Raw genomic sequence first — 20,656 nt, forward strand, 5'->3', positions numbered from 1 at the left:
CCGCCGACCACTGACAACGGGGGCGCCTACCAGCTCGTCTTCCGTTCGAGCTGCCACATCATCATGATCGTGGACGGGTCCAGGGCCTGCTCGGCGCCCGAGATGTCCGTGCTGGCGGCCACGTACTGCTTGCCCTGCCACAGCGGCAGCAGCCGCGCGTCGTCCACCATGATCTGCTGCGCCTGCTCGAACTCCCTCTCCACGTTGGCGCGGTCGCTCTCCCGGCGTGAGCGCGGCAGCAGTTCGCCGGTGATCTCCGGGGTGAGGTAGGGCGTGCCGAGCGCGTTCTGCTTTCCGACGAAGGGGGCGATGAAGTTCTCCGCGTCCGGGAAGTCCGGGGACCAGCCGCGTCCGAAGACCGGGTACTCGCCCTTCTGGTAGCCGGCGACGTACGTCTTCCAGGGGCGGCTCTTGAGGGTGACCTTGAACAGGCCGGAGGCGTCGAGCTGCCGCTTGATCTCCTCGAACTCCACCGCCGTCTCGGAGCCGTAGCGGTCGGTGGTGTACCAGAGGGTGAGCGGGACCGGGTCGGTGATGCCGGCCTCCTCCAGCAGCTCGCGGGCCTTGGGGACGCTGGGGTCGCCGTAGTCGTCGAAGAAGCCCGTGGTGTGGCCGGTGAGGCCCTTGGGGACCATCGAGTACAGCGGGTCGACGGTGTCCTGGTAGATCTTGTGGGCGATCATCGTCCGGTCGATCACCTGGGCGACGGCCTGGCGCACTTCCTTGCGTCCCGCCCAGGGGTCCTCCGGGTTGAAGACGAGGTAGCTGATCTCCGTACCGCTGCCCTCGACCAGTTGGAGGTTCTCCTCCTTGCCCTCCTTGCCCTGGAGCGTGACGACGTCGTCGGCGGCGAGGCCGCGGTAGGTCACCTGGATGTCTCCGTCGCGCAGCGCCTTCACCATGCCGGCGGAGTCCTTGAAGTAGCGGATGGTCACCGCCTTGTTGTGCCGTTCGGCGAAGCCCTCGTAGTGGTCGTTGCGCACGAGTTCGGCCCGTTCGCCGTCCTCGTACGACTGGAGGGTGTACGGGCCGGAGCCCACGACACCGCTGCCTTCGCGCAGGGCGTCCGCGGGGTAGTCGTCGGGGTCGACGATCGACATGGCGGGGGTGGCGAGCACGAACGGGAAGGTGGCGTCCGGCTTGTTGAGGTGGAAGACCACCTCGCGCTCGCTCGGCGCCTGGACGCGTTCGAGGCTGCCGAGCAGGCCGGCCGGACCACCGTTGACGTTGATGTCCTTGATCCGGTCGATCGAGTGCTTGACCGCCCGGGCGTCGAGGCGGTCGCCGTTGGAGAAGGTCAGTCCCTCGCGCAGCTCGCAGCGGTACACCTGGTTCGTGCTGTCGGTGAACGAGCACTGCTCGGCGGCGTCGGGCTGGGGCGCGGTGGCGCCGCTGGGGTAACTGAGCAGCGTCTGGTAGATGTTCCGGAACAGCTCCCAGGAGCCGTCCCAGGACGCCGCCGGATCGAGTGTGCTGGGGGCGCTGGTCGTCCCCACGACGATCGGCTTCTCGTCCTGCGAACTGTCGGACGACAGCATGCTGCATCCGGTGACCAGTGAGGATATGGACACGATGGCCGCGACCCGCCGCAGGCCTCGCTTCCGGTTGAACACGCGCACGCTCCTCGATCCGCCGTACCAAGGGTCGGCAGACCATACCGCAGCGCCACGCACCCTGAACCCCCTTCTGAACAGGGGTTTTGATCATTTGAGGATGACTACGTTGTCATCGTGCGCCGGTCTCCGATACGCGGACACGGGCGCCGTTCTCGTCGACGGCGCCCGTGTCCGGGATCGATCTCACGGAGTCCTCGTGGGCGAGATCAGGCCACGCCGGCGTTGAGGAAGATGCCGCCGTCGACGACGAGCGTCTGACCGGTGACCCAGGCGGACTGCTCGGAGGTGAGGAACTCGGCGGCGCCCCCGATGTCGGCGGGGACGCCGAGCCGGCCGAGCGGGTAGCCCGAGGCGGCCTCCTCCTCGCGACCCTCGTACAGGGCGGCGGCGAACTTGGTCTTCACCACCGCCGGGGCGATCGCGTTGACCCGCACCCTGGGTGCGAACTCGTGCGCCAGCTGCGCGGTGAGGTTGATCAGCGCGGCCTTGCTGACGCCGTACGCGGCGATGAAGGGCGAGGGCGACAGGCCCGCGACGGAGGCGATGTTGACGATCGCGCCGCCGTTGTCCTTCTGCCAGGCGTGCCAGGTGCGCTGGGCGAAGCCGAGCGCCGAGATCACGTTGGTCTCGAACACCTTGCGCGCGACGTTCAGGTCCAGGTCGGCGATCGGTCCGAACACCGGGTTGGTGCCGGCGTTGTTGACGAGGAAGTCGACGCGGCCGAAGGCGTCCATCACGCGCTCGACGGCGACGGCCTGGTGGGCCTCGTCGTGCGCCTTGCCGGCGACGCCGATGACCCGGTCGGAGCCGAGCCTGTCGACGGCCTCCTTCAGCGCGTCCTCGTTGCGGCCGGTGATGCAGACCCGGTCGCCGCGTGCGACGAGCGCCTCGGCGACGCCGTAGCCGATGCCGCGGCTGGCGCCGGTGACGAGCGCGACCTTGCCGGAGAGTTCGGGCAGTTCAGTCATGTCAGTGGTCCTTGGTCCCAGTGTTCCCTTGCCTCCGTGGTCCCTAGTCGAGCGGTCCGCCGGCCACGTACAGCACCTGGCCGGAGACGAAGCCGGCGGCCTCGCCGGTGAAGAAGGCGATGGCGTTGGCGATGTCGTCGGGCTCGCCGACGCGGGCGACCGGGATCTGGGTGGCGGCGGCGGCCTTGAAGTCGTCGAAGCCCATGCCGACGCGGTCGGCGGTGGCCTTGGTCATCTCGGTGGCGATGAAGCCGGGGGCGACGGAGTTGGCGGTGACGCCGAACTTGCCCAGTTCCTTGGCGAGGGTCTTGGTGAAGCCCTGGAGACCGGCCTTGGCCGCGGAGTAGTTGACCTGGCCGCGGTTGCCGAGGGCGGAGGAGGAGGACAGGTTGACGATGCGCCCGAACTTGGCGTCCACCATGTGCTTCTGGCAGGCCTTGGACATCAGGAAGGCGCCGCGCAGGTGCACGTTCATGACGGTGTCCCAGTCGGAAACGCTCATCTTGAACAGCAGGTTGTCGCGCAGCACGCCCGCGTTGTTGACGAGGATCGTCGGCGCGCCCAGCTCCTCGGCGATCCGCGCGACGGCCGCCTCGACCTGCGCCTCGTCGGAGACGTCGCAGCCGACCGCGATCGCCCTGCCGCCGGCCGCGGTGATCTTCTCCACGGTGTCCTTGCAGGCGGCCTCGTCGAGGTCGATGACGGCGACGGCGCGGCCCTCGGCCGCCAGTCGTACGGCGGTGGCGGCACCGATGCCGCGCGCGGCTCCGGTGACTACGGCGACCCGCTGCTCAGTGGTGGACATTCGCTGCTTCTCCTCGTCCTGGGGATGCGGCCCGTGCGGAGCGTGCGCCCTCGGGTGAGCGACCGCTTAGTACCTTCCGCAGACGTGACGCTAGAAGCCCTGGCACCCGGTGTCAACGGGACACCGGTGCGGTGTGATCCATTACCCGGCCCTCCCGGCGCGCCGCCCCGCCCCGGTCGCCCGATCGGCCCAGCGCTGCGGGCCGCCCGGCCGCCGGGCCCCTAGCGTCGAAGCGCGAGCCACTCGTGGCCGGAAAGGAGGCGTCCATGCGCCGTCGTACCGGTGCAGCAGGCATAGCCGTCGCGATCGCCGCGATCGTGCCGCTGGCCAACCCCGCACCCGCCCAGGACCTCGACTCGAACCTGGGGTCGGACTGCCGGAGCTTCACCTACCAGGAAGCGGTACCGGTCGGGCTGGAGGAGGATCCGGGCGATCCGGACCCCTCGTGCCCCGACGGAATGTACGAAGACCCGTCCGCCGATGCCCCGCTGGAGGAGGGTCGGCCGGACGACGGCCGGCTCGACGGGGGCGGAGTCAACGACGGGCGACTCGACGGGGGCCTGCCCGACGGAAGCGGAGCGGGCCAGGTCCGACCGGACGAGAACGGCGCCGACGGCGGCGGACTCGGCCAGCACCGGCCCGACGGGGCCGACCAGGGCCGGATCGACCAGGACCGGCCCGGACAGTCCCACGCCACCGGCCAGGGCCCCTTCGACCAGGGCGGGATCCGTGAGGTCCGGGAGGCGGACGGCGGCGCGGGCGGCGCGGCACGGCCGGGCCGGGACCAGGGCCCGACGATCTCCGCCACCTCCGCGCCGCGACCGGCCACCACGGCACCGGCACCGGCCGTGACCACACCGGCGCCCGTGGCCTCGCCCGCCGTGACGCCGACGCTCGGCACCCAGGGCGGCCTGGGCGGCGCCTCGGGCACCGGACCCAGCGACTGGGACATCGGCATCGGCCTGAGCTTCGTCACCGGCGCCGCGCTCGCCGCGGGTTACGTGATCAGGCGCCGCCGACGCGTCTGAGGCACGCCCCGGGCAGCACGTGCCCCGCCCCGTGCCCGTCGTCCGGGCGGGGCCTCGCCCCTACCGCACCAGCAGGTCGAGGAGCCGTTGCGTCTCGGCCGCCGGATCGGCCGTGAGGCCGGTGTGGACGGGGCCCGGCTGGACGATGGTCGACCGGGGCGCGATCAGCCAGCGGAACCGGCGGCCGGGATCGTCCTCGGCCGCCTGGCCCGCCGCGTCCCCTCCGGCGCACACGCCCTCCACGGCGCGCAGCGCCGCGCGCACCCCGGGGAGGTCCACCCGCGGGTCCAGGGCCAGCAGCCGGGCCTCGTCGAGGTGGGTGCGGGCACCGACGTAGGACCCGGCCCGGCAGTAGACGAGGACACCGGCGTTGACGCACTCCCCGCGCTCGACGCGCGGCACCACGCGCAGCAGCGCGTACTCGAAGACGTGGCGGTCGCTCACCGCACCCCCTTGACGCGTTCGTGGATCGTGGCGGCCCGCGCGAGCAGGGGCCCGGCGTAGGCCCTGCGGAGGTCGTCGGGTGTGGCGAAGCCGGGTTCGTCCCGCAGCCAGACGTCCGGGATCTCGGCGGTGACCTCGGCCAGGAGTTCCTCGGTGACCAGCGGCGCGAGCGCGTCGGCGGCCCCGCGGACGTCCGGCGCGAAGCGCGCGAGGGCGTGGTCGGATGCATCGTAGGGGCGTGCCGCGGAGGTCTCGGCGCCGGGCCAGTTGTGGTGCCAGATCATGGTGGCGCCGTGGTCGATGAGCCAGGTCTCGCCGCGCAGGCGCAGCAGGTTGGGGTTGCGCCAGGAGCGGTCGACGTTGTTGACCAGCGCGTCGAACCAGACGATCCGTCCGGCCTCCGCCGCGCTCACCTCGAAGGCGAGCGGGTCGAAGCCGAGTGCGCCGGAGAGGAAGACCATGCCGAGGTTGGTGCCGCCGCTGGACTTGAGCAGTTCCTGCACCTGCTGGTCGGGTTCGCCGAGTCCGAGCACCGGGTCGAGGTCGACGGTCACCAGCCGCGGCACCCGGAAACCCAGCCGGCGGGCGAGTTCGCCGCAGACCACCTCGGCGACGAGCGTCTTGCGGCCCTGGCCCGCGCCGGTGAACTTCAGGACGTAGGTCCCGAGGTCGTCGGCCTCGACGAGTCCCGGCAGCGAACCGCCCTCACGCAGCGGCGTGATGTAGCGGGTGGCGGTGACGTGTCTCAGAATTTCCGCAGCCAATCTGCCCCCTCAGCCATACGTTCCACGGCCACCACCCGGACCTTTTCTGGAGCGGGTCCTGTCGGGACCAGCCGTGGGGAGAATCTGGGAGTCTGGTTCGGCATGCTGCTCCCCGTCTTTCCCAACAGTCCGTCGGTGGCCGTGCGTCCCTTGCTCCGGGCCTCTGGCATGAAGTGTGCATAGTAACCGAGGGTGATCGCCGGCGAGGAGTGCCCCAGCACCTCCCCTTGGACACGGCAGTTTGCGCCGTCCCCCGAGGCTTCGTCGCGGTTGGTCTGCTTTCCGCACGCCGGAGGCTCAGCCGGCTACTTCTCGCCCCTGACCCGGATGCTGCCGTCGGCGGTGGAGATGCTCTCCGTGCAGCGAGGAGTTCCATCATCTGAGCGACGACGAGCAACTCCTCGCGCAGCTCCGGAATCTCAGCGGTACCGAGTCGCGGGTGCTGGGCGACGAGGAGATCATGCGGATGGTGCTTCCCGCACGCCGCGGAGGTGACGAGCCTGATCGCGGAGTGCATCGCCAAGTGGCTGGCGTCCCCGCCGGCAGCTCAGTGAACGGCGGTCCGCACCCCCCTCGACCACTGGGCTGCGGCCCAGCAGGGGCTCCCACCATGCGCGGGCGGCTTCTGCGAACGCTTGCCTAGTACGACACGTCGTTCGAGGCCGGAAGAAGAACAAGCTCAGGAGTCGGGCAGCCAGCTTCCGTGCAGGCCCAGCGGGATTCTGCGCGGGAGGTGGACCCGGGCCAGCGGTGCGCCGGTGAAGTCCTGGGCGGAGAGAATGACCAGGTCGGCGGCGCCCCGTTCCGGAGAATGGACGTAGGCCAGCAGATAGCCGTCGTCCTCACCATCGGCGGCGGGGAGTGCCGGCGGGGCGCCGGCGGGCACGAACACCGCCTCGCCCACCGCCGCGTCGCGCCCGAAGCGGTGCAGTTCCGAGGTGCCGCGCAGGAGGTCGTGTTTGATCAGTGCGTTGTCGAACGCCGCGTCCGGCGGTGGCCCTTCGAAGGGCACGTACCTGCGGTACAGGGCGGCGGTCGCGGCGGAGTAGCCGTACCGATGGCGGCGGGAGACCATCGACTCGCCGACCCGCGGGAATTCCTGTGGCCGGTCGTCGAGGCGTCGCTCGTGCAGCGTGCCCGCGCGCAGGTCGATCGTCCAGCGGTCGAGGGCGCCGTATCCGTCGGCGCGCATGGCGGCGATGTCGAAGCCGTCGGGCAGTGTGACCACGTCGACGACCAACAGGCCGTCCTCCTCGTAGGCATTGAGGGTGTGCGACACAAAGCACGGCGTCACCTCGAACCAGCGCACGTCGCCGGAGCCGCGTGGTACCACGCCCACCCGGGCCGGGTGCCGCGGGTCCCAGGCGAAGGGCATCGTCGCGCCCCGGCCCAGCGCTTGGGGCTGGTAGGTCACCGGCACGTCGTACAGCACCAGATGAGCCTCGGTCAGCGCGAAGTCGTGCACCATCGGGCAGCCGGGCATCGGCAGGTCCCGCACGCCGACCAGGGCGCCGTCGGGGTCGAGCACCGTGTGCCGGACGGAGGCATGCCCGGCGAGGTAGCCCAGGCTGTGCAGTTGACCGGTGCGCGGGTCGAGCTTGGTGTGGGCCGCGAGGGTGAAGCCCGGTGCCGTACCGCCGAGCGGGCTGGGCCCCAGGGTCTGCAGTTCGTGGCCGATGTCCTGCGGACTTGCTCCGCCCTCGGTCAGGGCCAGGACGTGTCCGGCATGGCCGATGATGTGCGTGTTGCAGGCGAAGTCGGTGCCGTGGGCCGGTCGGACGCGCCGGAGCGGCTCGCCCAGCTTGGCCCGGACGGCGTCGGAGCGTACCCAGCGGTTGCGGTACCACTCGGCGCGGCCGTCCCGCAGCCGCACACCGTGGATCATGCCTTCGCCGTGCATCCAGTGGTGTGCGGCGGGGTCCTCGATTCCGAGTGCGTTGGGGCCGATGCGCAGGTAGCGGCCGTTGAGTTCGGCCGGTACGCGGCCGCTCACGGGCAGGTCGAACGCGGTCACTTCCTCGGTCACCGGGGTCAGATGTCCCTCGAGGTCGGTCGCCACCGCGTCCGGCCGCCCTTCGTGATGTCCGGCGTCCATGCAGGCTCTCAGGCGAAGCGGCGGCGGAAGAGCCGGCTCGAGAGCGGGATGGCGACGGCCGCGATCCCGCCCCACCACAGCAGCGCGAGCCAGGCGCTGTTTCCGACCGGCTGGTCGAGCAGCAGCGCGCGCACGGTGTCGATGACGTGCGTGACCGGCTGGTACTCGACGAACGTGCCGAGCGCCCCGGAGATCGTCTCGGTGGGGGCGAAGACGTTGCTGGCGTACGGCGCGAAGACCACGAGCATGGCCAGCCCGCTCGCGCCCTCCGTGCTCTTGGCGATCTGGCCGAACAGACCTGCGATCCAGCCGACGGCGAAGGCGAAGACGACGAGGACACCGAAGGCCGCCAGCCACTGCAGGACGTCCCCCGAGGGGCGGAATCCGATCGCGAAGCCGATGCCGATCAGTGCGACGAAGCCGATGACGGCGCGGGCCATGGCGGCCACCACATGGCCGAAGACCACCGATCCACCCAGCATGGACATCGAGCGGAACCGGTCGACGAAGCCTTCCTGCATGTCCATGAACACGCTGACCGTGGTGGACACGGCGGTCAGGCTCACGCCGATGACCAGGATGCCCGGCATCAGGAAGTTGGCGTAGGTGGTGTTACCGGCGTCCACCGCGCCGCCCAGCATGTAGCGGAAGAGGAGCAGCATCATGGCCGGGATCATGATGGCCATGAAGATCTCTTCGGGCTGGCGCACGATGTGTTTCAGGTACCGGCCGCTGATGACCATGGAGTCGCTGATGGCCCAGTAGACCTTCGAGCCCTGCACTCGCGGGATGCCGCCCGCCTCGGGTGTGGCCGTGGTCACTTGGCGCCGACTCCTTCTTCCTCGGTGCTGTCGCGCTGGGTGAGCGAGAGGAACACGTCGTCCAGCGAGGGCTTGGACATGGACACCGATCCGATGTCCAGACCGGCGCCTTCGATGCGGCTCATCATCGAGATCACGTAGCGCATGTCGTCGGTGGAGACGCTGAGAGTCATGGCCTCCTCGTCGCAGACGACTCTCTCCCCCTCGGCCAGGTCACGGGCCTTCGCGAAGTCCGCGGCGGCGCGGAAGCCCATCTCCAGGCGTTCGTTGCCGACGTCCTGCTTGAGCTCGGCCGAGGTGCCTTCGGCGACGATGCGGCCCTGGTCGATGACGGCGATCCGGTCCGCCAGCTCGTCGGCCTCCTCCAGGTACTGCGTCGTCAGGAAGACCGTCGTGCCCCGCGCCCGGAATTCCTCGACCGCGTCCCACATGGTTCTGCGGCTGCGCGGGTCGAGGCCGACCGTGGGTTCGTCGAGGAAGAGCACGGGGGGCACGGTGATCAGGGAGATCGCGAGGTCAAGGCGGCGCCGCATGCCTCCCGAGTACGTCTTGACGGGACGGTCACCGGCCTCGACCAGGTCGAACTGCTCCAGGAGTTGGAAACTGTTTACTGCGTAAACAGTTCTGCTTATCCTATACGCAGTTACGTGCGGAGCGTCAACCTCACGGGAGACTCACATGACCACCGACAGCCTCGACCTGCTGTGGGGGGACGGCGCCGCGCGCAGGCGCGGGCCGAAGCCCGCGCTCAGCGTGGAGAAGATCGTCCGCGCCGCCATCGACATCGCCGACGCCGAAGGCCTGGACGTGGTGTCGATCCAGCGGGTGGCGGGCCGCCTCGGCTGCTCCACGATGGCCCTGTACCGGCACGTGCCGGGCAAGAGCCAACTCATCGACGTCATGATGGACACCGCTGCCAGCCCGCCGCCCGACCTGTCGGCGGCTCAGGGCTGGCGAGCCCGGATCGAGCTCTGGGTGCAGGCCCTGTGGGCCCGCTACCAGCAACACCCGTGGATGCTCCGGGTCCAGGTCAGCGGTCCGCCGCTCGGCCCCAACCAGCTGTCCTGGCTGGAGGCTTCACTGAGCGCACTCGCCGACACCGGCCTGACCCACGACGAGATGCTCGCCACCAGCCTCTTCCTCAACGGAGCCGTCACGGGCCTGGCCCGGCTCTCCACCGACGTCGCGCAGGCAGCCGAGAGCACCGGCGTGCCCGCCGAGGAGGCCGGCGCACAGTACGTCCGGACCCTGGAGACCCTGATCGACACCGAGCGTTTCCCCGTCCTGACCGATGTCGTGCGCACGGGCGCGATGCGGCCGGCGAGCGACGCGCGCGGCGCCGATGTACCCGACTTCCACTTCGGACTCCAACAGCTCCTGGACGGCCTCGATGCCCGCATTCAGCGCCGGAAGGCCGAACGGCGGGAGGCCGCCGAAGAGGAGTGAGCCCCGCCGGGCACGGACCGATGGCCGGCCGCCCGCCTCTCCAGCTCCGGCACCACCTGGCTCGAGCTCGGCACGGCAAGCTGGTCCTCGCGGACTTCCCGTGCGGCGGCCAGGAAGGACGGCTCGGCCAGCGGCTGACGCCGCAGCAGCTCGGTGCAGAAGCCGTACATGCGGGAGATGTAATCCATCCCGAAGAGCAGCCGCGCATGCGCCGCCCCCGCACGACAGGGCCACCACCGGCCCGGCGAAGGTGAGGGCGTCCCAGATCACCGGATCCGGCCGCCACCGGCCCGCGAACTCCACCAGATCGTCCACCATGGACTGCCCCGTGAACAGGACACGCATGGGTTCTCCACGGACGCTCAGGGGGAATGTCAGCACTGCAGGTAGGACCGCCACACGCCGGTACCCCTAATTCCCCCTGCCCCGTGGAGGGTTACCGACCCTCGTGCGGACCGGTCAGTGCCTTTTGCGGATCATCCGCCGGGGCAGCGGGTCGGTGGTGACCCGGCGGCGGGCGCAGACGGTGCTGCCGTCCTTCTTGCGTATCCGTAGTGCCCGTGCCCGTATGTACGCGCGGTGGCCGCGGTCCCTAGGTTGCCGGCATCGGCCGGCCGCGCCTCGGCGCGTGCCCCCCTTCGGCCGTTCGTCGCACCAGGGAGCCTGCCTTGCCCAACTCGGTCTTCGATCCGTGTCCCGCGGCGTCGCACACGGCGTCCTTCCTGCTTCCCGCGGTGCCCTCCGCCGTACGCGAGGGCCGCCACCGGGTCGGTACGGCGCTGCTCTCCCGGGGCCTCGGTCTGGACGAGGACTCCTCCTGGTCACTCACCGTGGTCTGCGGCGAGCTGCTCGCCCGCGCGGTACGGCGGGCGGCCGGAGAAGCGCCCGGACCGGCCGGGCGGCTCGCGGTGGGCGTCGACGTGGACGGCGACCAGCTCATCGTCGACGTGTGCGAAGTGCCCGGCGGCGCCACGCCGCCCGCCCGTGCCGGTCGCGCGCTCCCCGACGCGACCGACCCCCACGACGCCCGGGAGGAGGACGGCTGGGGCCGCGCCCTGATCGACGCCCACTGCACGGCGCACGGCACCGAGCACACACCCGACGGACCGCGGTACTGGGCCGTCGTCACGCTTCCCGGCGGGGCCTTCCCGGGTCCGTCGTCGGCCGTGGAACGCCTGGGGAGCACGCGCTGGATGGTGGAGCCCGCGGGCGCGGCCCTTGCCGCGGCGGGTGTCCGCATGGTCAGGATGGGGAAGCAGGACGTCCCGTACGCCTAGGACGCTCGCCCGGAGCGGGGCGGCGCGTCCTCGGCCGCGCGGGCCGACGGAAAGCGATGGTCGACGACATGACCGCTGTGCGACGGTCCTCCTGGCTGACCCCCCTGCGTCGGGCGCTCGGCGGGAACGGCTCGGTCCTGGTTCTCGTGGAGGGCTCCGCGGGCCTGGGCAAGACTCGTGCACTGCACGGCCTGAGCGGTCTGCCGGAGGCGGCCGAGGCCCGTCGGACCCTGTGGCGGTGCGGCGCGGCGCAGGAGCCGCCGGAGACGGGAGGGGGCCCCGCCCTGCTGCTGGTCGACGACGCGCACCGGGCCACGCCGCAGGAGAGGGAGTGGCTGCGCGAGGTCCTGGAGCGGCCGTGGGAGGGGCTGGCGGCCGTGGTGGCCTACCGCCCCGAGGAGTTGGGCACGGCCGGTCTGCCGTTGGGCGCGCCGGCCGTGTCCTATCCCCCCGGTCTCGCGGTCTTCCGGCACCGGCTGCGCGCCTGGGGTGTGGACCGTGTACGCCGGGCCGCCTCGGAGGTCCTGGGCGAGCAGGCGACGCACGAGGCCGTCACCCGGCTGCACGCGTGTTCCGGCGGGGTGCCGCAGGTGGTGGCCGACCTGCTCGGCGCGCTGACCGCGGGTACGGGCTCCCGGTGCACGGCCGCCGACATCGACGCGGCCGGCGTGCCGGTCAGGCTGGCCGAACTGGTGCTGAGCCGTACCGACGCGCTGACCGCGGCGGACCGGCCCGTCGTGTGGGCGGCCGCGGTGCTGGGCGAGCCGGCCGGCCGGGACGAACTGCTGTCCGTGGCGGGCATGGACGGCGCGCGCGGCCGTGCCGCGTTGCTCGAGGCCCTGGCCGGGGCGGCGCTGTCGGAGGTGTCGCAGGGGCGCTACGGGTTCTCCGTGCCGCTCGCCGCGACGGCCGTGCGCGAGCGGGTGCCCGGGCCGGTGCGCGAGGAGTTGCACGGGCGGGCGGCGCGGGTGCTCGCCCGCCGCCGGCCGGTGCCCTGGGCGGAGGTGGCCCGGCACCGCGGGGCCGCGGGCCGGCGCAAGAGCTGGCTCAAGGCGGTGGAGAAGGCCGCCCTGGCAGCGGTGGAGGCGGTACATCACCAGGAGGCGATCGGCCTCCTGGAGCGGACGCTCGCGGTGCCCGAGGTCCCCGCGCGGTACCGGGCCCGGCTGGCGCCGCTGCTGGCCCGCAGTGCCGTCATCGGGCTGCGCTCCGACCAGACGGTGGAGGTGCTCACGCAGGCCGTCCGCGACCCCGGCCTGCCGGTGGACGTCAAGGGCCAACTGCGCCTGGACCTCGGCCTGATGCTGGCCAACCAGGTCGGGGACCTGGCCGCCGGGATGCGCGAGCTGGAGGCGGCGGTCGAGGAGCTGGGCGAGGTGCGTCCGGCGCTGACCTCACGGGCGATGGTGGCGCTGGCCATGCCGGAGTGGCCGACCGGGACGCTGGCGGGGCACCGGGAGTGGCTGCGCCGGGCGGCCGGACTCGCCCGCGCCGGCGACAGCGAGGTGGCGCGGGCCGCCGTCGCCGCCAACCACGCCTCCCTGGCCGTCGCCTGCGGTGACCCGCAGGCCCGGGAACTGGTGGCGGCCCTGCCCGTCGACGGCCCCCCGGCCGGCTGCCGGGAGCACGCGGCGCGCGGACTGTGCAACGCCGCGGACGCCGCCCTCTGGCGGGGCTCGTACCGGTGGGGCGAGGAGCTGATGTCGGCGGGGCTGGACCTCGCTGCCCGTATCGGTGCCTCGTACACCGAGCAGACCGCGCAGGGCACCCGGCTGCTCCTTGACTGGTGGGCCGGGCGGTGGGACGGGCTGGGTGAGCGGTGCGAGCGGTTCGTCGCGGACACGGCCGACATGCCCGTGGTGGCGGCGGACGCCCACCTGGTGCGGGGCATGCTGGCCTTCGTCCAGGGGGACTGGACGCAGGCGGTGCACTGGCTGACGGCGCTCGGCGCGCCCGCGCCGGAGTGCACCCGCATGCCGTTGGCCGCGGCCACGGCGGGCACGCTGATCCGTCTCGCCCTGGTCCGCGACGACCCGCCGGCCGCGGCGGAGCAGGCCAGGGCGGCCTGGGCGGCCGTGGCGGAGAAGGGCATCTGGGCGTGGGCGGCGGAGCTGGCCCCCTGGGCGGTCGAGGCGGTGGCCCGGGCGGGGGACGCCGCGGCCGCCCGTCGGATGACCGCGGAGTTCGTGCGGGGGCTGGCGGGTCAGGACGCGCCGTCCGCCCGGGCCGCCGTCGCCTGGAGCCGGGCCGCGCTGGAGGAGCGCGAGGGCCGCCGCCCGGAAGCGGCCGGGTCGTACCGGCAGGCCGCGGCCGCCTACCGGGAGCTGTCCCGCCCCTACGCCTGGGCCCTGACGACCGAGGGCGCGGCTCGCTGCTCACTCCTCGACGGCGCGGAACACTCCGGTGCGCCCGACGAGGCGGCCCGCGGCGGCGCGGACGGCACCGCCGGCGAGGACGGCGGGCGGGCCCACGCCGTCGCGTCGTTGCGGCGCTGCGTCGAGCAGTACACGGAACTCGGCGCGGTCTACGACGCCGCCCGGGCCCGCACCCTGTTGCGCTCCCACCAGCCCCCGGAGGTCCGCCGGCCGGGCCGCCCCGCGTTCGACGACCGGCTCTCCCCCAGGGAGCGCGAGGTGGCGGAACTCGCGGCGCGCGGCCTGATGAACCGTGAGATCGCGGTGGTGCTGCACCTCTCGCCCCGGACGGTGGAGCAGCATGTCGCCCGTGCCCTGCGGAAGACGGGTGCCCTGTCCCGCCGCGACCTCCTGCGCACGGCCCCCTGAGGTCCGCGGCTTCGTCCGTGCCGTGGGCTCAGCCCGCGAAGCGGGCCATCCATGCCTCGACCTCGTCCGCGCTGCGCGGCAGACCCGCCGACAGGTTCTCGTGGCCGTCCTCGGTGACGACCAGGTCGTCCTCGATCCGCACGCCGATGCCGCGCCACTCCTCGGGCACCGTCAGGTCGTCCGCCTGGAAGTACAGGCCCGGCTCGACGGTCAGGCACATGCCCGGCTCCAGCAGGCCGTCCACGTACTCCTCCGTGCGGGCCCGCGCGCAGTCGTGGACGTCCAGGCCCAGCATGTGACCGGTGCCGGCCATGGTGAAGCGACGCTGCAGACCGAGCTCGTACGCCCGCTCGGCGGGGCCCTCGATGAAGCCCCACTCCACCAGCCGTGCCGCCAGGTGGCGTTGGGCGGCCTCGTGGAAGTCGCGGTACGCGGCGCCCGGCTTGACCGTCGCGATCCCGGCCTCCTGGGCCTCGTACACCGCGTCGTAGACCTTCCGCTGCAGGGGCGTGAAGGTGCCGCTGATCGGCAGGGTGCGGGTGACGTCGGCGGTGTAGAGGGAGCGCGTCTCCACACCGGCGTCCAGGAGCAGCAGGTCCCCCGGGCGGACCGGGCCGTCGTTGTCCGTCCAGTGCATGATCGTGGCGTGCTCGCCCGCGGCGCAGATCGTGCCGTATCCGACCGCGTTGCCCTCCAGGCGCGCCCGGCGGAAGAAGGTGCCCTCCAGCCACCGCTCCGACGAGGCGACCGCCCGGGACAACTCGCCCACGACGTCGGTGAAGCCGCGCACCGTGGAGTCCACCGCCTTGCGCAGCTCCCCGAGTTCCCAGGCGTCCTTGACCAGGCGCAGGTCGCTCAGCGCGTCCTCCAGCGCGGCGTCGCGCTCGGCGTCGGTGGTGACGGCCGCCTCCAGGGCGGGGTCGACCCCGCGCACGATCCGGGTCGGCACACCCCGGGTGGCGGCCAGGTCGGCGGCCGCGGTGCGCACGTCGCGGCACGGCAGGCCGAGCACGCGCTCCGACTCGGCCAGCGAGCGGCGCCGGCCGGTCCACAGTTCGGCGTGGGCGCCGGTCCAGAACTCGTCGTCGTCGCGGCTGTCCCTGGGCAGTTGGTAGCAGTAGGCGTCGTGTCCGCCCTCCGCGCGGGGCTCCAGGACCAGGGCCCCGTCCCGGGCCTGGTCGCCGGTCAGGTGCACGTAGCCCGAGTACGGCCTGAACGGGTAGGTGTCGTCGTTCGAGCGGACCTTGAGGTTGCCCGAGGGGACCACCAGCCGCTCGCCGGGGAACCGCGCGGAGAGCGCGGCTCGGCGGCGGGCCGCGTACGGGGCCTGTTCGGCGGGCTGGAGGTCGTGCCGCTCCGTGTCCGCCCAGCCCGTGCGCATCAGGGCGGACAGCTCCGCCGAGAGCTTCGGGTACAGGCTGTTCTTCCGACGGTTCGCCACGTCGTGCACCTTCCTTCGCCGATTCTTCCGCCGGACGGTACCGAGTCCCGGCAGGCTGCGGGGCTCAGGAGTGCCAGTGGCACTGATCGGCCACCACGGACCGGCGGGGCCGATAATCGACTCATGGTGAACGAGAAGCTCGGCGAGTCCCTGCGCGTGCTGGGGCTCGATCCCACGGCCTGCCGGGTCTATCTGGCCCTGCTGGAGCTGTCCCCCGCACCGCTGGAGGCGATCGGCGCGGCGACCGGCCTGAGCGGGGCCCGGCTCGGCGCCGCGTACGCGACCCTTGCGGACACCGGCCTGGCCAGTGCCGCGGCCGGGGACACGGACGTGGTGGCTCCGGTGCCCCCCGCGGCGGGTCTGGAGGTGCTCGCCCGGCACCGGGCGGCCGAGCTGGAGGAGTCGCGCGTCGCGGTCGGGGGCGCGTTCGAGTCGTTCAGGCGCCGACGGCTCGCCGCCTACAACGACGACCTCGTCGAGGTCGTCACCGGGGAGGCCATCGGACCGCGGATGCGCCAGGCGTGGGCCAGTGCCCGCGAGCAGATCCGGCAGTTCGAGTCCCCGCCCTACGTCCACCTGCCGGGCGCGACCGACGACGCCCTCGCGACGCTGGCCCGCGGGGTGACGCAGCGCGTCGTCTACGCGCGCGAGGCGCTGGAGCTGCCCGGACAGCTCGAGCACGTCATCGAACCCTGCGTCGAGGCGGGCGAGCAGGCCAGGGTGCTGCCGTCGGTACCGGTCAAGCTGCTGATCATCGACGAGGCGTACGCGCTGGTGTCCTTGTCGATCAAGGACGTCGATGTGCACAACACCATGCTGGTGGTGCAGCCCTGCGGTCTGCTCTCCGCGCTGGCGGCGCTGTTCGAGCAGACCTGGCGCGACGCCGTCCCGCTGCACGGAGTCGCGGCCCGCCCCGCCGGGCTCCCGTCGGCCGACCGGCGCCTGCTGCGGCTCCTGGCCGGTGGCGCGACCGACGAGGTGGCCGCCCGCGAGCTGGGCATCAGCCGACGCACGCTGTTCCGGCGGCTGCAGGTCCTCATGGCCCGCCTCGGCGCGGCGAACCGCTTCCAGTTGGCCCTGCAGGCCCAGCGCGCGGGCTGGCTGTGAGCCCGCCACGCCGTGACCCCCGCCCGGTCCCGGACGGGGGTCGTCGACGTGGTCGGCAGCGCAGCGGCGTCTTCACGACGCCGTACGGGCCGTCGGCTCAGAACTGCAGCGACCAGGCGTTGACGTAGCCGGTGTCGTTGACCCAGTTGTCGGTCACCCGGAGCTTCCAGGTGCCGTTCGCGGGGGTGCCGGAGGCGTCGACGGCGACCGTGCCCCGGACGTCGTCCGCGCTGTCGTAGGCGCCGTAGTCCTTCAGCAGGAAGACACCGCCGTCGGGAGCGACCAACTCGACCCGCACGTCACCGCGGTAGGTGTGGCGGATGTCGACGGTGACGGAGAGGTCGGCGGGGGCGTTGCCGCTGACGCCAGTGACGGTGAGGGGCGACTCGACGGTGACCCCGTCCCGGATCGGGTAGTCGTCGGTGTTCTCGAACCGCTCGCCGTCGGAGGGCGGCGGGGTGTCGCCACCGGTGCCGGTGAACAGCAGGCGGTTGGGCGACCCGTTGCGGGGGTCGGTGACCTTGCCGGACGTGGCGTCGGCGACCAGTCGTTCGCGGACCTGGGCGGGGGACCAGTCCGGGTGGGCCGACAGCAGCAGGGCGGCGGCACCGGCGACGTGCGGGGAGGCCATCGAGGTGCCGCTGTCGGCGCGGGAGGCGGAGTCGCCCGCGTTGGAGGCGGAGACGATGTTGTCGCCGGGGGCGAAGATGTCCAGGCAGGGGCCGTAGTTGGAGCCCTGTCCGTTGGACCAGCCGCTGGCCCGGGCGTCGCGGCTGTCGGTGGCGCCGACGGTGATGGCCGCCGGGGTGGACGAGGGCGAGTAGGAGCAGGCGTCGGCGTTGTTGTTGCCGGCCGCGACCACCCAGGTGACGCCCGAGGCGATGGAGGCGTCGACCGCGTCGTTGACGGACTGGGTCCTGCCGCCGCCGATGCTCATGTTGGCCACCGAGGGGCCGTCGGCGTTCCTGGTGACCCAGTCGATGCCCGCGAGGACCGGCGCCCAGGTGTTGCCCGAGGTGCCCTGGCAGTTGAGCACCCGCACGCTGACCAGCCGGACGTCCTTCGCGACGCCGTGGGAGGCACCGCCGACGGTGCCGGCCACGTGGGTGCCGTGCCCCTGGCAGTCGGAGGCGTTGGAGTCGTCGTCGATGAAGTCGTAGCCGCTGACCGCGCGGCCGCCGAAGTCGTCGTGGCTAAGGCGTACTCCGGTGTCGACGACGTAGGCGGTGACGTCGGAGGCGCCACCGGGGTAGGTGTAGGAGCGGTCGACCGGCAGGTCGCGCTGGTCGATGCGGTCCAGGCCCCAGGAGGGCGGGTTGGGCTGGGTGCCGACCGCGTAGGCCACGGCGTCGGCCTCGACGCGGGCGACCGACGGGTCGGCGGCGAGTTCCTCGGCCCGCCGCTCCGTCATCCGCACCGCGAAGCCGCGCAGGGCGGTGGTGTAGGTGTAGCGCAGGCTGCCCCCGTGACGCTTGGCCAGCGCCTTGGCCGAGGCGGGTATGTCGGCTCTGGCGACGCTGTCCTCGAGGGTGACGATGTAGGAGCCCTCGACCGCTCCGGCGCGGTCGGCACCGACGATGCGGGCGCCGTCGTCGGGCGGTACGGGGGCCGCTGCTCCGCTGGTGGCCGCGGCGCCCACGAGCAGGGCGGATGCGGCACCGGCGGCGAGCAGCCCCCGTAGGCGGACGTCGAACTTCGTGAGCTTCATGGGCGTCTCCGTGGGATGCGGTGTGGGGATGCGATGCGGGGATGCAGTACGGACATGTAGTGCGCATGACAAGCGGTGAGTTCATGGCTCAAGTCACCTTTTGCGCCGTCCAGGCCCCCGGGGCGCGGATCGGTGCGACGGTGTCTCGTGGAAGGGAACCTAGGCACCGGCCCGGCGCGCGCCTATCCGGGTGGCACCGGCACGGACACGCAAGTAATTGCGGCGCCCGGTACGACGCCCGCAGTGGCGGGCGGAGACGCGGGCGGAGTCGCTCGGCAACCTGTCGGCGGTGACGGCCGCCGACGCTGAACAACGCGTCCCGCGGGGCCGTACCTCTCGGCAGATCATCACGCATCCACCCCGGAAGGACCCCAGCATGACCAGCGCATCGTTTCATCCCGCAACGGGACCGGCCCGTCGTACCGTCGTGGCGGCGGCCGGAGCGGCGTCTCTCGGCGCCGTGCTGGCCGCCTGCGGAGGTTCGGACGACGACGCGTCCGGCGACACCGGCACCGCTCCCTCCGGCAGCCCCTCCCAGGAGGCGGGCGGCGGCGGTTCGGGCGGCGGAGAGAACGCGGGGGCCGGGGCCGCCCTCGCGGCGACGGCCGACATACCCGAGGGCGGCGGGAAGGTCTTCCCCGATCAGAAGGTGGTGGTGACCCAGCCCGCGGCGGGCGACTTCAAGGCGTTCTCCGCCACCTGTACCCATCAGGGCTGCGCCGTGAAGAGCGTGGCCGACGGCCTCATCAACTGCCCGTGCCACAACAGCAGTTTCTCGATCACCGACGGCAGTGTGCAGGGCGGCCCCGCGCCCAAGCCGCTGCCCGCCGTGCAGATCACGGTCAGCGGGGACTCGATCCGGCTGGCCGGATGACCGTGGCGCAGCGCCGGGGGCGCAGGATCATGATGACCCCCGGCGAGCTGGAGGCGTTCCTCACCACCCAGCGCACCTGCCGGGTCGCCACCGTCTCGGCCGACGGCGCCCCGCACGTGAGCACGCTCTGGTTCGTCTGGGACGGTGCGTCGATGTGGCTGTACTCGGTCGTGCGCAGCCGGCGCTGGACGGACCTGCGGCGCGATCCGCGGGTGGCGATCGTCGTCGACACCGGTGAGGAGTACGACGAGTTGCGGGGCGCGGAGCTGTCCGGCCGGGTGGAGTTCGTGGGGGAGGTGCCGCGCACCGGCGGGCTGTGCGCCGAACTCGACTTCCCGGAGACGCTGTTCGCCCGCAAGAACTTCGGCGTCCAGGAGATGCCGCACGACGGGCGGCACGCCTGGCTGCGGCTGACGCCGGAGAAGGTCGTCTCCTGGGACTTCCGCAAGCTGACGTCCGGATAGCCCCGGCGGGCCCGGCGGCCCCCCGCCGGGCACCTCCCCCACTCCGGTCGCTCACCCCGCCTCGCCCACCTCCCGTGCCGTCGCCCGCAGCGCGTCCACCGCCGCGCGGATCGACGGGCGGCGGTCGGCGTCCGCGCGCCAGACGACGTACACGTGCCGGCGCACCCGTTGCTTCAGCGGCACGGTGACCACGGCGGCGGGCATCGGGTGGCGCCCGAGCAGGGGCGCGATGCACACGCCGAGCCCCGCGGCGACCAGCCCGAGCTGGGTGTGGGTCTCGGCGGCGCGGTGGCCGACGATCGGCTCGATGCCCTTCGAGCGCAGCGTGAACATCAGCCACTCGTGGCAGAACTCGCCCTCGCCCCACGTGATCCACTCGTCCTCGGCGAACTCGGCGAGGTCCACCTCGTCCCGGTCGGCGAGCCGGTGGCCGACGGGCATGGCGACGTCGGCGGGATCGTCCAGGAGCGGTGCCTTGACGAGGCCGTCGGGCAGCGGCATCGGCTTGTTGTACCAGTCGAGCACGACGGCCAGGTCCAGGTCACCGCGGACCACGCCGTTGATGCCGCGCTCCGGCTCCAGCTCCGAGGAGCGGATGCGCAGCACGGGGTGCTCGGCACGCAGGGCGGCCAGCGCGGCGGGGAAGAGCCCGCGGGCGGCCGTCGGGAACGCCGACAACCGCAGCTCGCCCGCCACCTGGCCGCGCTGCGCCTCCAGGTCCGCCTGGGCCAGCTCGACCTGGGAGAGGATGCGGGCCGCGTGCTCGGCGAGCAGCCGGCCGGCGTCCGTGAGGCGCACGCCCCGCCCGTTCTTGGCGAGGAGCCGCTGGCCGGCCTCGCGCTCCAGCTTGGCCATCTGCTGCGAGACGGCCGAGGTGGTGATGTGCAGGCCGGCCGCGGCACCGCTGACCGAACCGTGCCGGGCGAGGGCGTCGAGGGTCCGCAGGCGCTCCAGGTTCAACATGTAAGCAATGCTACGAGATATTCGGTGCGAAATCTCGATTGTGCTACGAGGT

The 20,656-nt window shown here is 72.6% G+C and carries 19 protein-coding genes and 1 pseudogene; 7 read left to right on the top strand and 13 right to left on the bottom strand.

From position 1 onward, the window contains the following. Positions 1–26: 26 nt before the first annotated feature. The 3 genes from IE258_RS17000 to fabG form a co-directional block, all read right to left on the bottom strand. On the bottom strand, positions 27–1,613 hold the full coding sequence (locus tag IE258_RS17000; protein ID WP_189744306.1) for an ABC transporter substrate-binding protein: 1,587 nt from the start codon (positions 1,611–1,613) through the stop codon (positions 27–29). A 209-nt stretch (positions 1,614–1,822) separates the two neighbouring features. Continuing rightward, positions 1,823–2,584 (bottom strand): SDR family oxidoreductase, encoded by a 762-nt coding sequence (locus tag IE258_RS17005; RefSeq protein WP_189744308.1) that lies wholly within the window; start codon positions 2,582–2,584, stop codon positions 1,823–1,825. A gap of 43 nt (positions 2,585–2,627) precedes the next feature. After that, positions 2,628–3,389: a 3-oxoacyl-ACP reductase FabG gene (fabG, locus tag IE258_RS17010; protein ID WP_123622303.1), complete on the bottom strand. Its 762-nt coding sequence runs from the start codon at positions 3,387–3,389 to the stop codon at positions 2,628–2,630. 266 nt (positions 3,390–3,655) lie between these two features. Between fabG and IE258_RS17015 the strand changes: the two genes are divergently transcribed. Continuing rightward, entirely contained in the window at positions 3,656–4,417 is a 762-nt protein-coding gene (locus IE258_RS17015) for a hypothetical protein (RefSeq protein ID WP_189744310.1), read from the top strand. 60 nt (positions 4,418–4,477) lie between these two features. On the opposite strand, the gene IE258_RS17020 is transcribed toward IE258_RS17015, so the two are convergent. The 5 genes from IE258_RS17020 to IE258_RS17040 all read right to left on the bottom strand — a co-directional run bounded on the left by IE258_RS17020 (position 4,478) and on the right by IE258_RS17040 (position 9,173). Next, positions 4,478–4,861 carry a DUF3037 domain-containing protein gene (locus IE258_RS17020; RefSeq protein WP_189744312.1) on the bottom strand — a complete coding sequence of 128 codons (384 nt, stop codon included), beginning with the start codon at positions 4,859–4,861 and terminating at the stop codon, positions 4,478–4,480. Continuing rightward, the gene (locus IE258_RS17025) at positions 4,858–5,613 is read right to left on the bottom strand and encodes a HipA family kinase (RefSeq protein WP_189744441.1); all 756 of its coding nucleotides are present in this window, start codon (positions 5,611–5,613) and stop codon (positions 4,858–4,860) included. Before IE258_RS17025 ends, IE258_RS17020 begins: the two co-directional genes overlap by 4 nt. Before the next feature lie 691 nt (positions 5,614–6,304). Further along, positions 6,305–7,720 carry a carotenoid oxygenase family protein gene (locus IE258_RS17030; RefSeq protein WP_189744314.1) on the bottom strand — a complete coding sequence of 472 codons (1,416 nt, stop codon included), beginning with the start codon at positions 7,718–7,720 and terminating at the stop codon, positions 6,305–6,307. A gap of 8 nt (positions 7,721–7,728) precedes the next feature. After that, positions 7,729–8,541 (bottom strand): ABC transporter permease, encoded by an 813-nt coding sequence (locus IE258_RS17035; RefSeq protein WP_229892148.1) that lies wholly within the window; start codon positions 8,539–8,541, stop codon positions 7,729–7,731. Then, positions 8,538–9,173, bottom strand: coding sequence for an ATP-binding cassette domain-containing protein (locus IE258_RS17040; RefSeq protein WP_308434184.1), 636 nt, complete (start codon positions 9,171–9,173; stop codon positions 8,538–8,540). The genes IE258_RS17035 and IE258_RS17040 overlap by 4 nt, the downstream gene beginning before the upstream one ends. Before the next feature lie 46 nt (positions 9,174–9,219). Between IE258_RS17040 and IE258_RS17045 the strand changes: the two genes are divergently transcribed. Further along, positions 9,220–9,987, top strand: a complete 768-nt coding sequence (locus IE258_RS17045; protein ID WP_229892149.1) for a TetR/AcrR family transcriptional regulator — start codon at positions 9,220–9,222, stop codon at positions 9,985–9,987. Here IE258_RS17045 and IE258_RS17050 read toward each other — a convergent pair. Together IE258_RS17050 and IE258_RS42040 are read right to left on the bottom strand one after the other, a co-directional pair. After that, positions 9,942–10,175, bottom strand: coding sequence for a hypothetical protein (locus tag IE258_RS17050; RefSeq protein WP_189744316.1), 234 nt, complete (start codon positions 10,173–10,175; stop codon positions 9,942–9,944). The two genes, IE258_RS17045 and IE258_RS17050, sit on opposite strands and share 46 nt — an antisense overlap. A gap of 82 nt (positions 10,176–10,257) precedes the next feature. Continuing rightward, positions 10,258–10,332 (bottom strand): annotated as a pseudogene (locus tag IE258_RS42040) (hypothetical protein); the annotation flags it as partial. Positions 10,333–10,655: 323 nt separating this feature from the next. Between IE258_RS42040 and IE258_RS17055 the strand changes: the two are divergent. Beyond that, positions 10,656–11,264 (top strand): ATP-binding protein, encoded by a 609-nt coding sequence (locus IE258_RS17055; RefSeq protein WP_189744318.1) that lies wholly within the window; start codon positions 10,656–10,658, stop codon positions 11,262–11,264. A 68-nt stretch (positions 11,265–11,332) separates the two neighbouring features. Further along, on the top strand, positions 11,333–14,047 hold the full coding sequence (locus tag IE258_RS17060; protein ID WP_229892151.1) for a helix-turn-helix transcriptional regulator: 2,715 nt from the start codon (positions 11,333–11,335) through the stop codon (positions 14,045–14,047). Positions 14,048–14,075: 28 nt separating this feature from the next. Here IE258_RS17060 and IE258_RS17065 read toward each other — a convergent pair whose 3' ends face one another. Then, entirely contained in the window at positions 14,076–15,428 is a 1,353-nt protein-coding gene (locus IE258_RS17065; RefSeq protein ID WP_229892163.1) for an aminopeptidase P family protein, read from the bottom strand. 183 nt (positions 15,429–15,611) lie between these two features. Here IE258_RS17065 and IE258_RS17070 point away from each other — a divergent pair, with 183 nt between their 5' ends. Next, positions 15,612–16,595, top strand: coding sequence for a helix-turn-helix domain-containing protein (locus tag IE258_RS17070; protein ID WP_189744321.1), 984 nt, complete (start codon positions 15,612–15,614; stop codon positions 16,593–16,595). A gap of 97 nt (positions 16,596–16,692) precedes the next feature. On the opposite strand, the gene IE258_RS17075 is transcribed toward IE258_RS17070, so the two are convergent. Further along, a complete protein-coding gene (locus IE258_RS17075; protein ID WP_189744323.1) occupies positions 16,693–18,303 on the bottom strand; it encodes a S8 family peptidase in 1,611 nt (536 codons plus the stop codon). A 376-nt stretch (positions 18,304–18,679) separates the two neighbouring features. On the opposite strand from IE258_RS17075, the gene IE258_RS17080 reads away from it, so the two are divergent. Next, positions 18,680–19,177, top strand: coding sequence for a Rieske (2Fe-2S) protein (locus IE258_RS17080; RefSeq protein WP_127896577.1), 498 nt, complete (start codon positions 18,680–18,682; stop codon positions 19,175–19,177). Further along, a complete protein-coding gene (locus IE258_RS17085; protein WP_189744325.1) occupies positions 19,174–19,641 on the top strand; it encodes a pyridoxamine 5'-phosphate oxidase family protein in 468 nt (155 codons plus the stop codon). The genes IE258_RS17080 and IE258_RS17085 overlap by 4 nt, the downstream gene beginning before the upstream one ends. 51 nt (positions 19,642–19,692) lie before the next feature. On the opposite strand, the gene IE258_RS17090 is transcribed toward IE258_RS17085, so the two are convergent. After that, positions 19,693–20,604, bottom strand: a complete 912-nt coding sequence (locus tag IE258_RS17090; RefSeq protein ID WP_189744327.1) for a LysR family transcriptional regulator — start codon at positions 20,602–20,604, stop codon at positions 19,693–19,695. Positions 20,605–20,656: the final 52 nt, after the last annotated feature.

Origin of the sequence: Streptomyces tendae (genome assembly GCF_014650435.1) — a bacterium.
Lineage (GTDB): Bacteria > Actinomycetota > Actinomycetes > Streptomycetales > Streptomycetaceae > Streptomyces > Streptomyces tendae.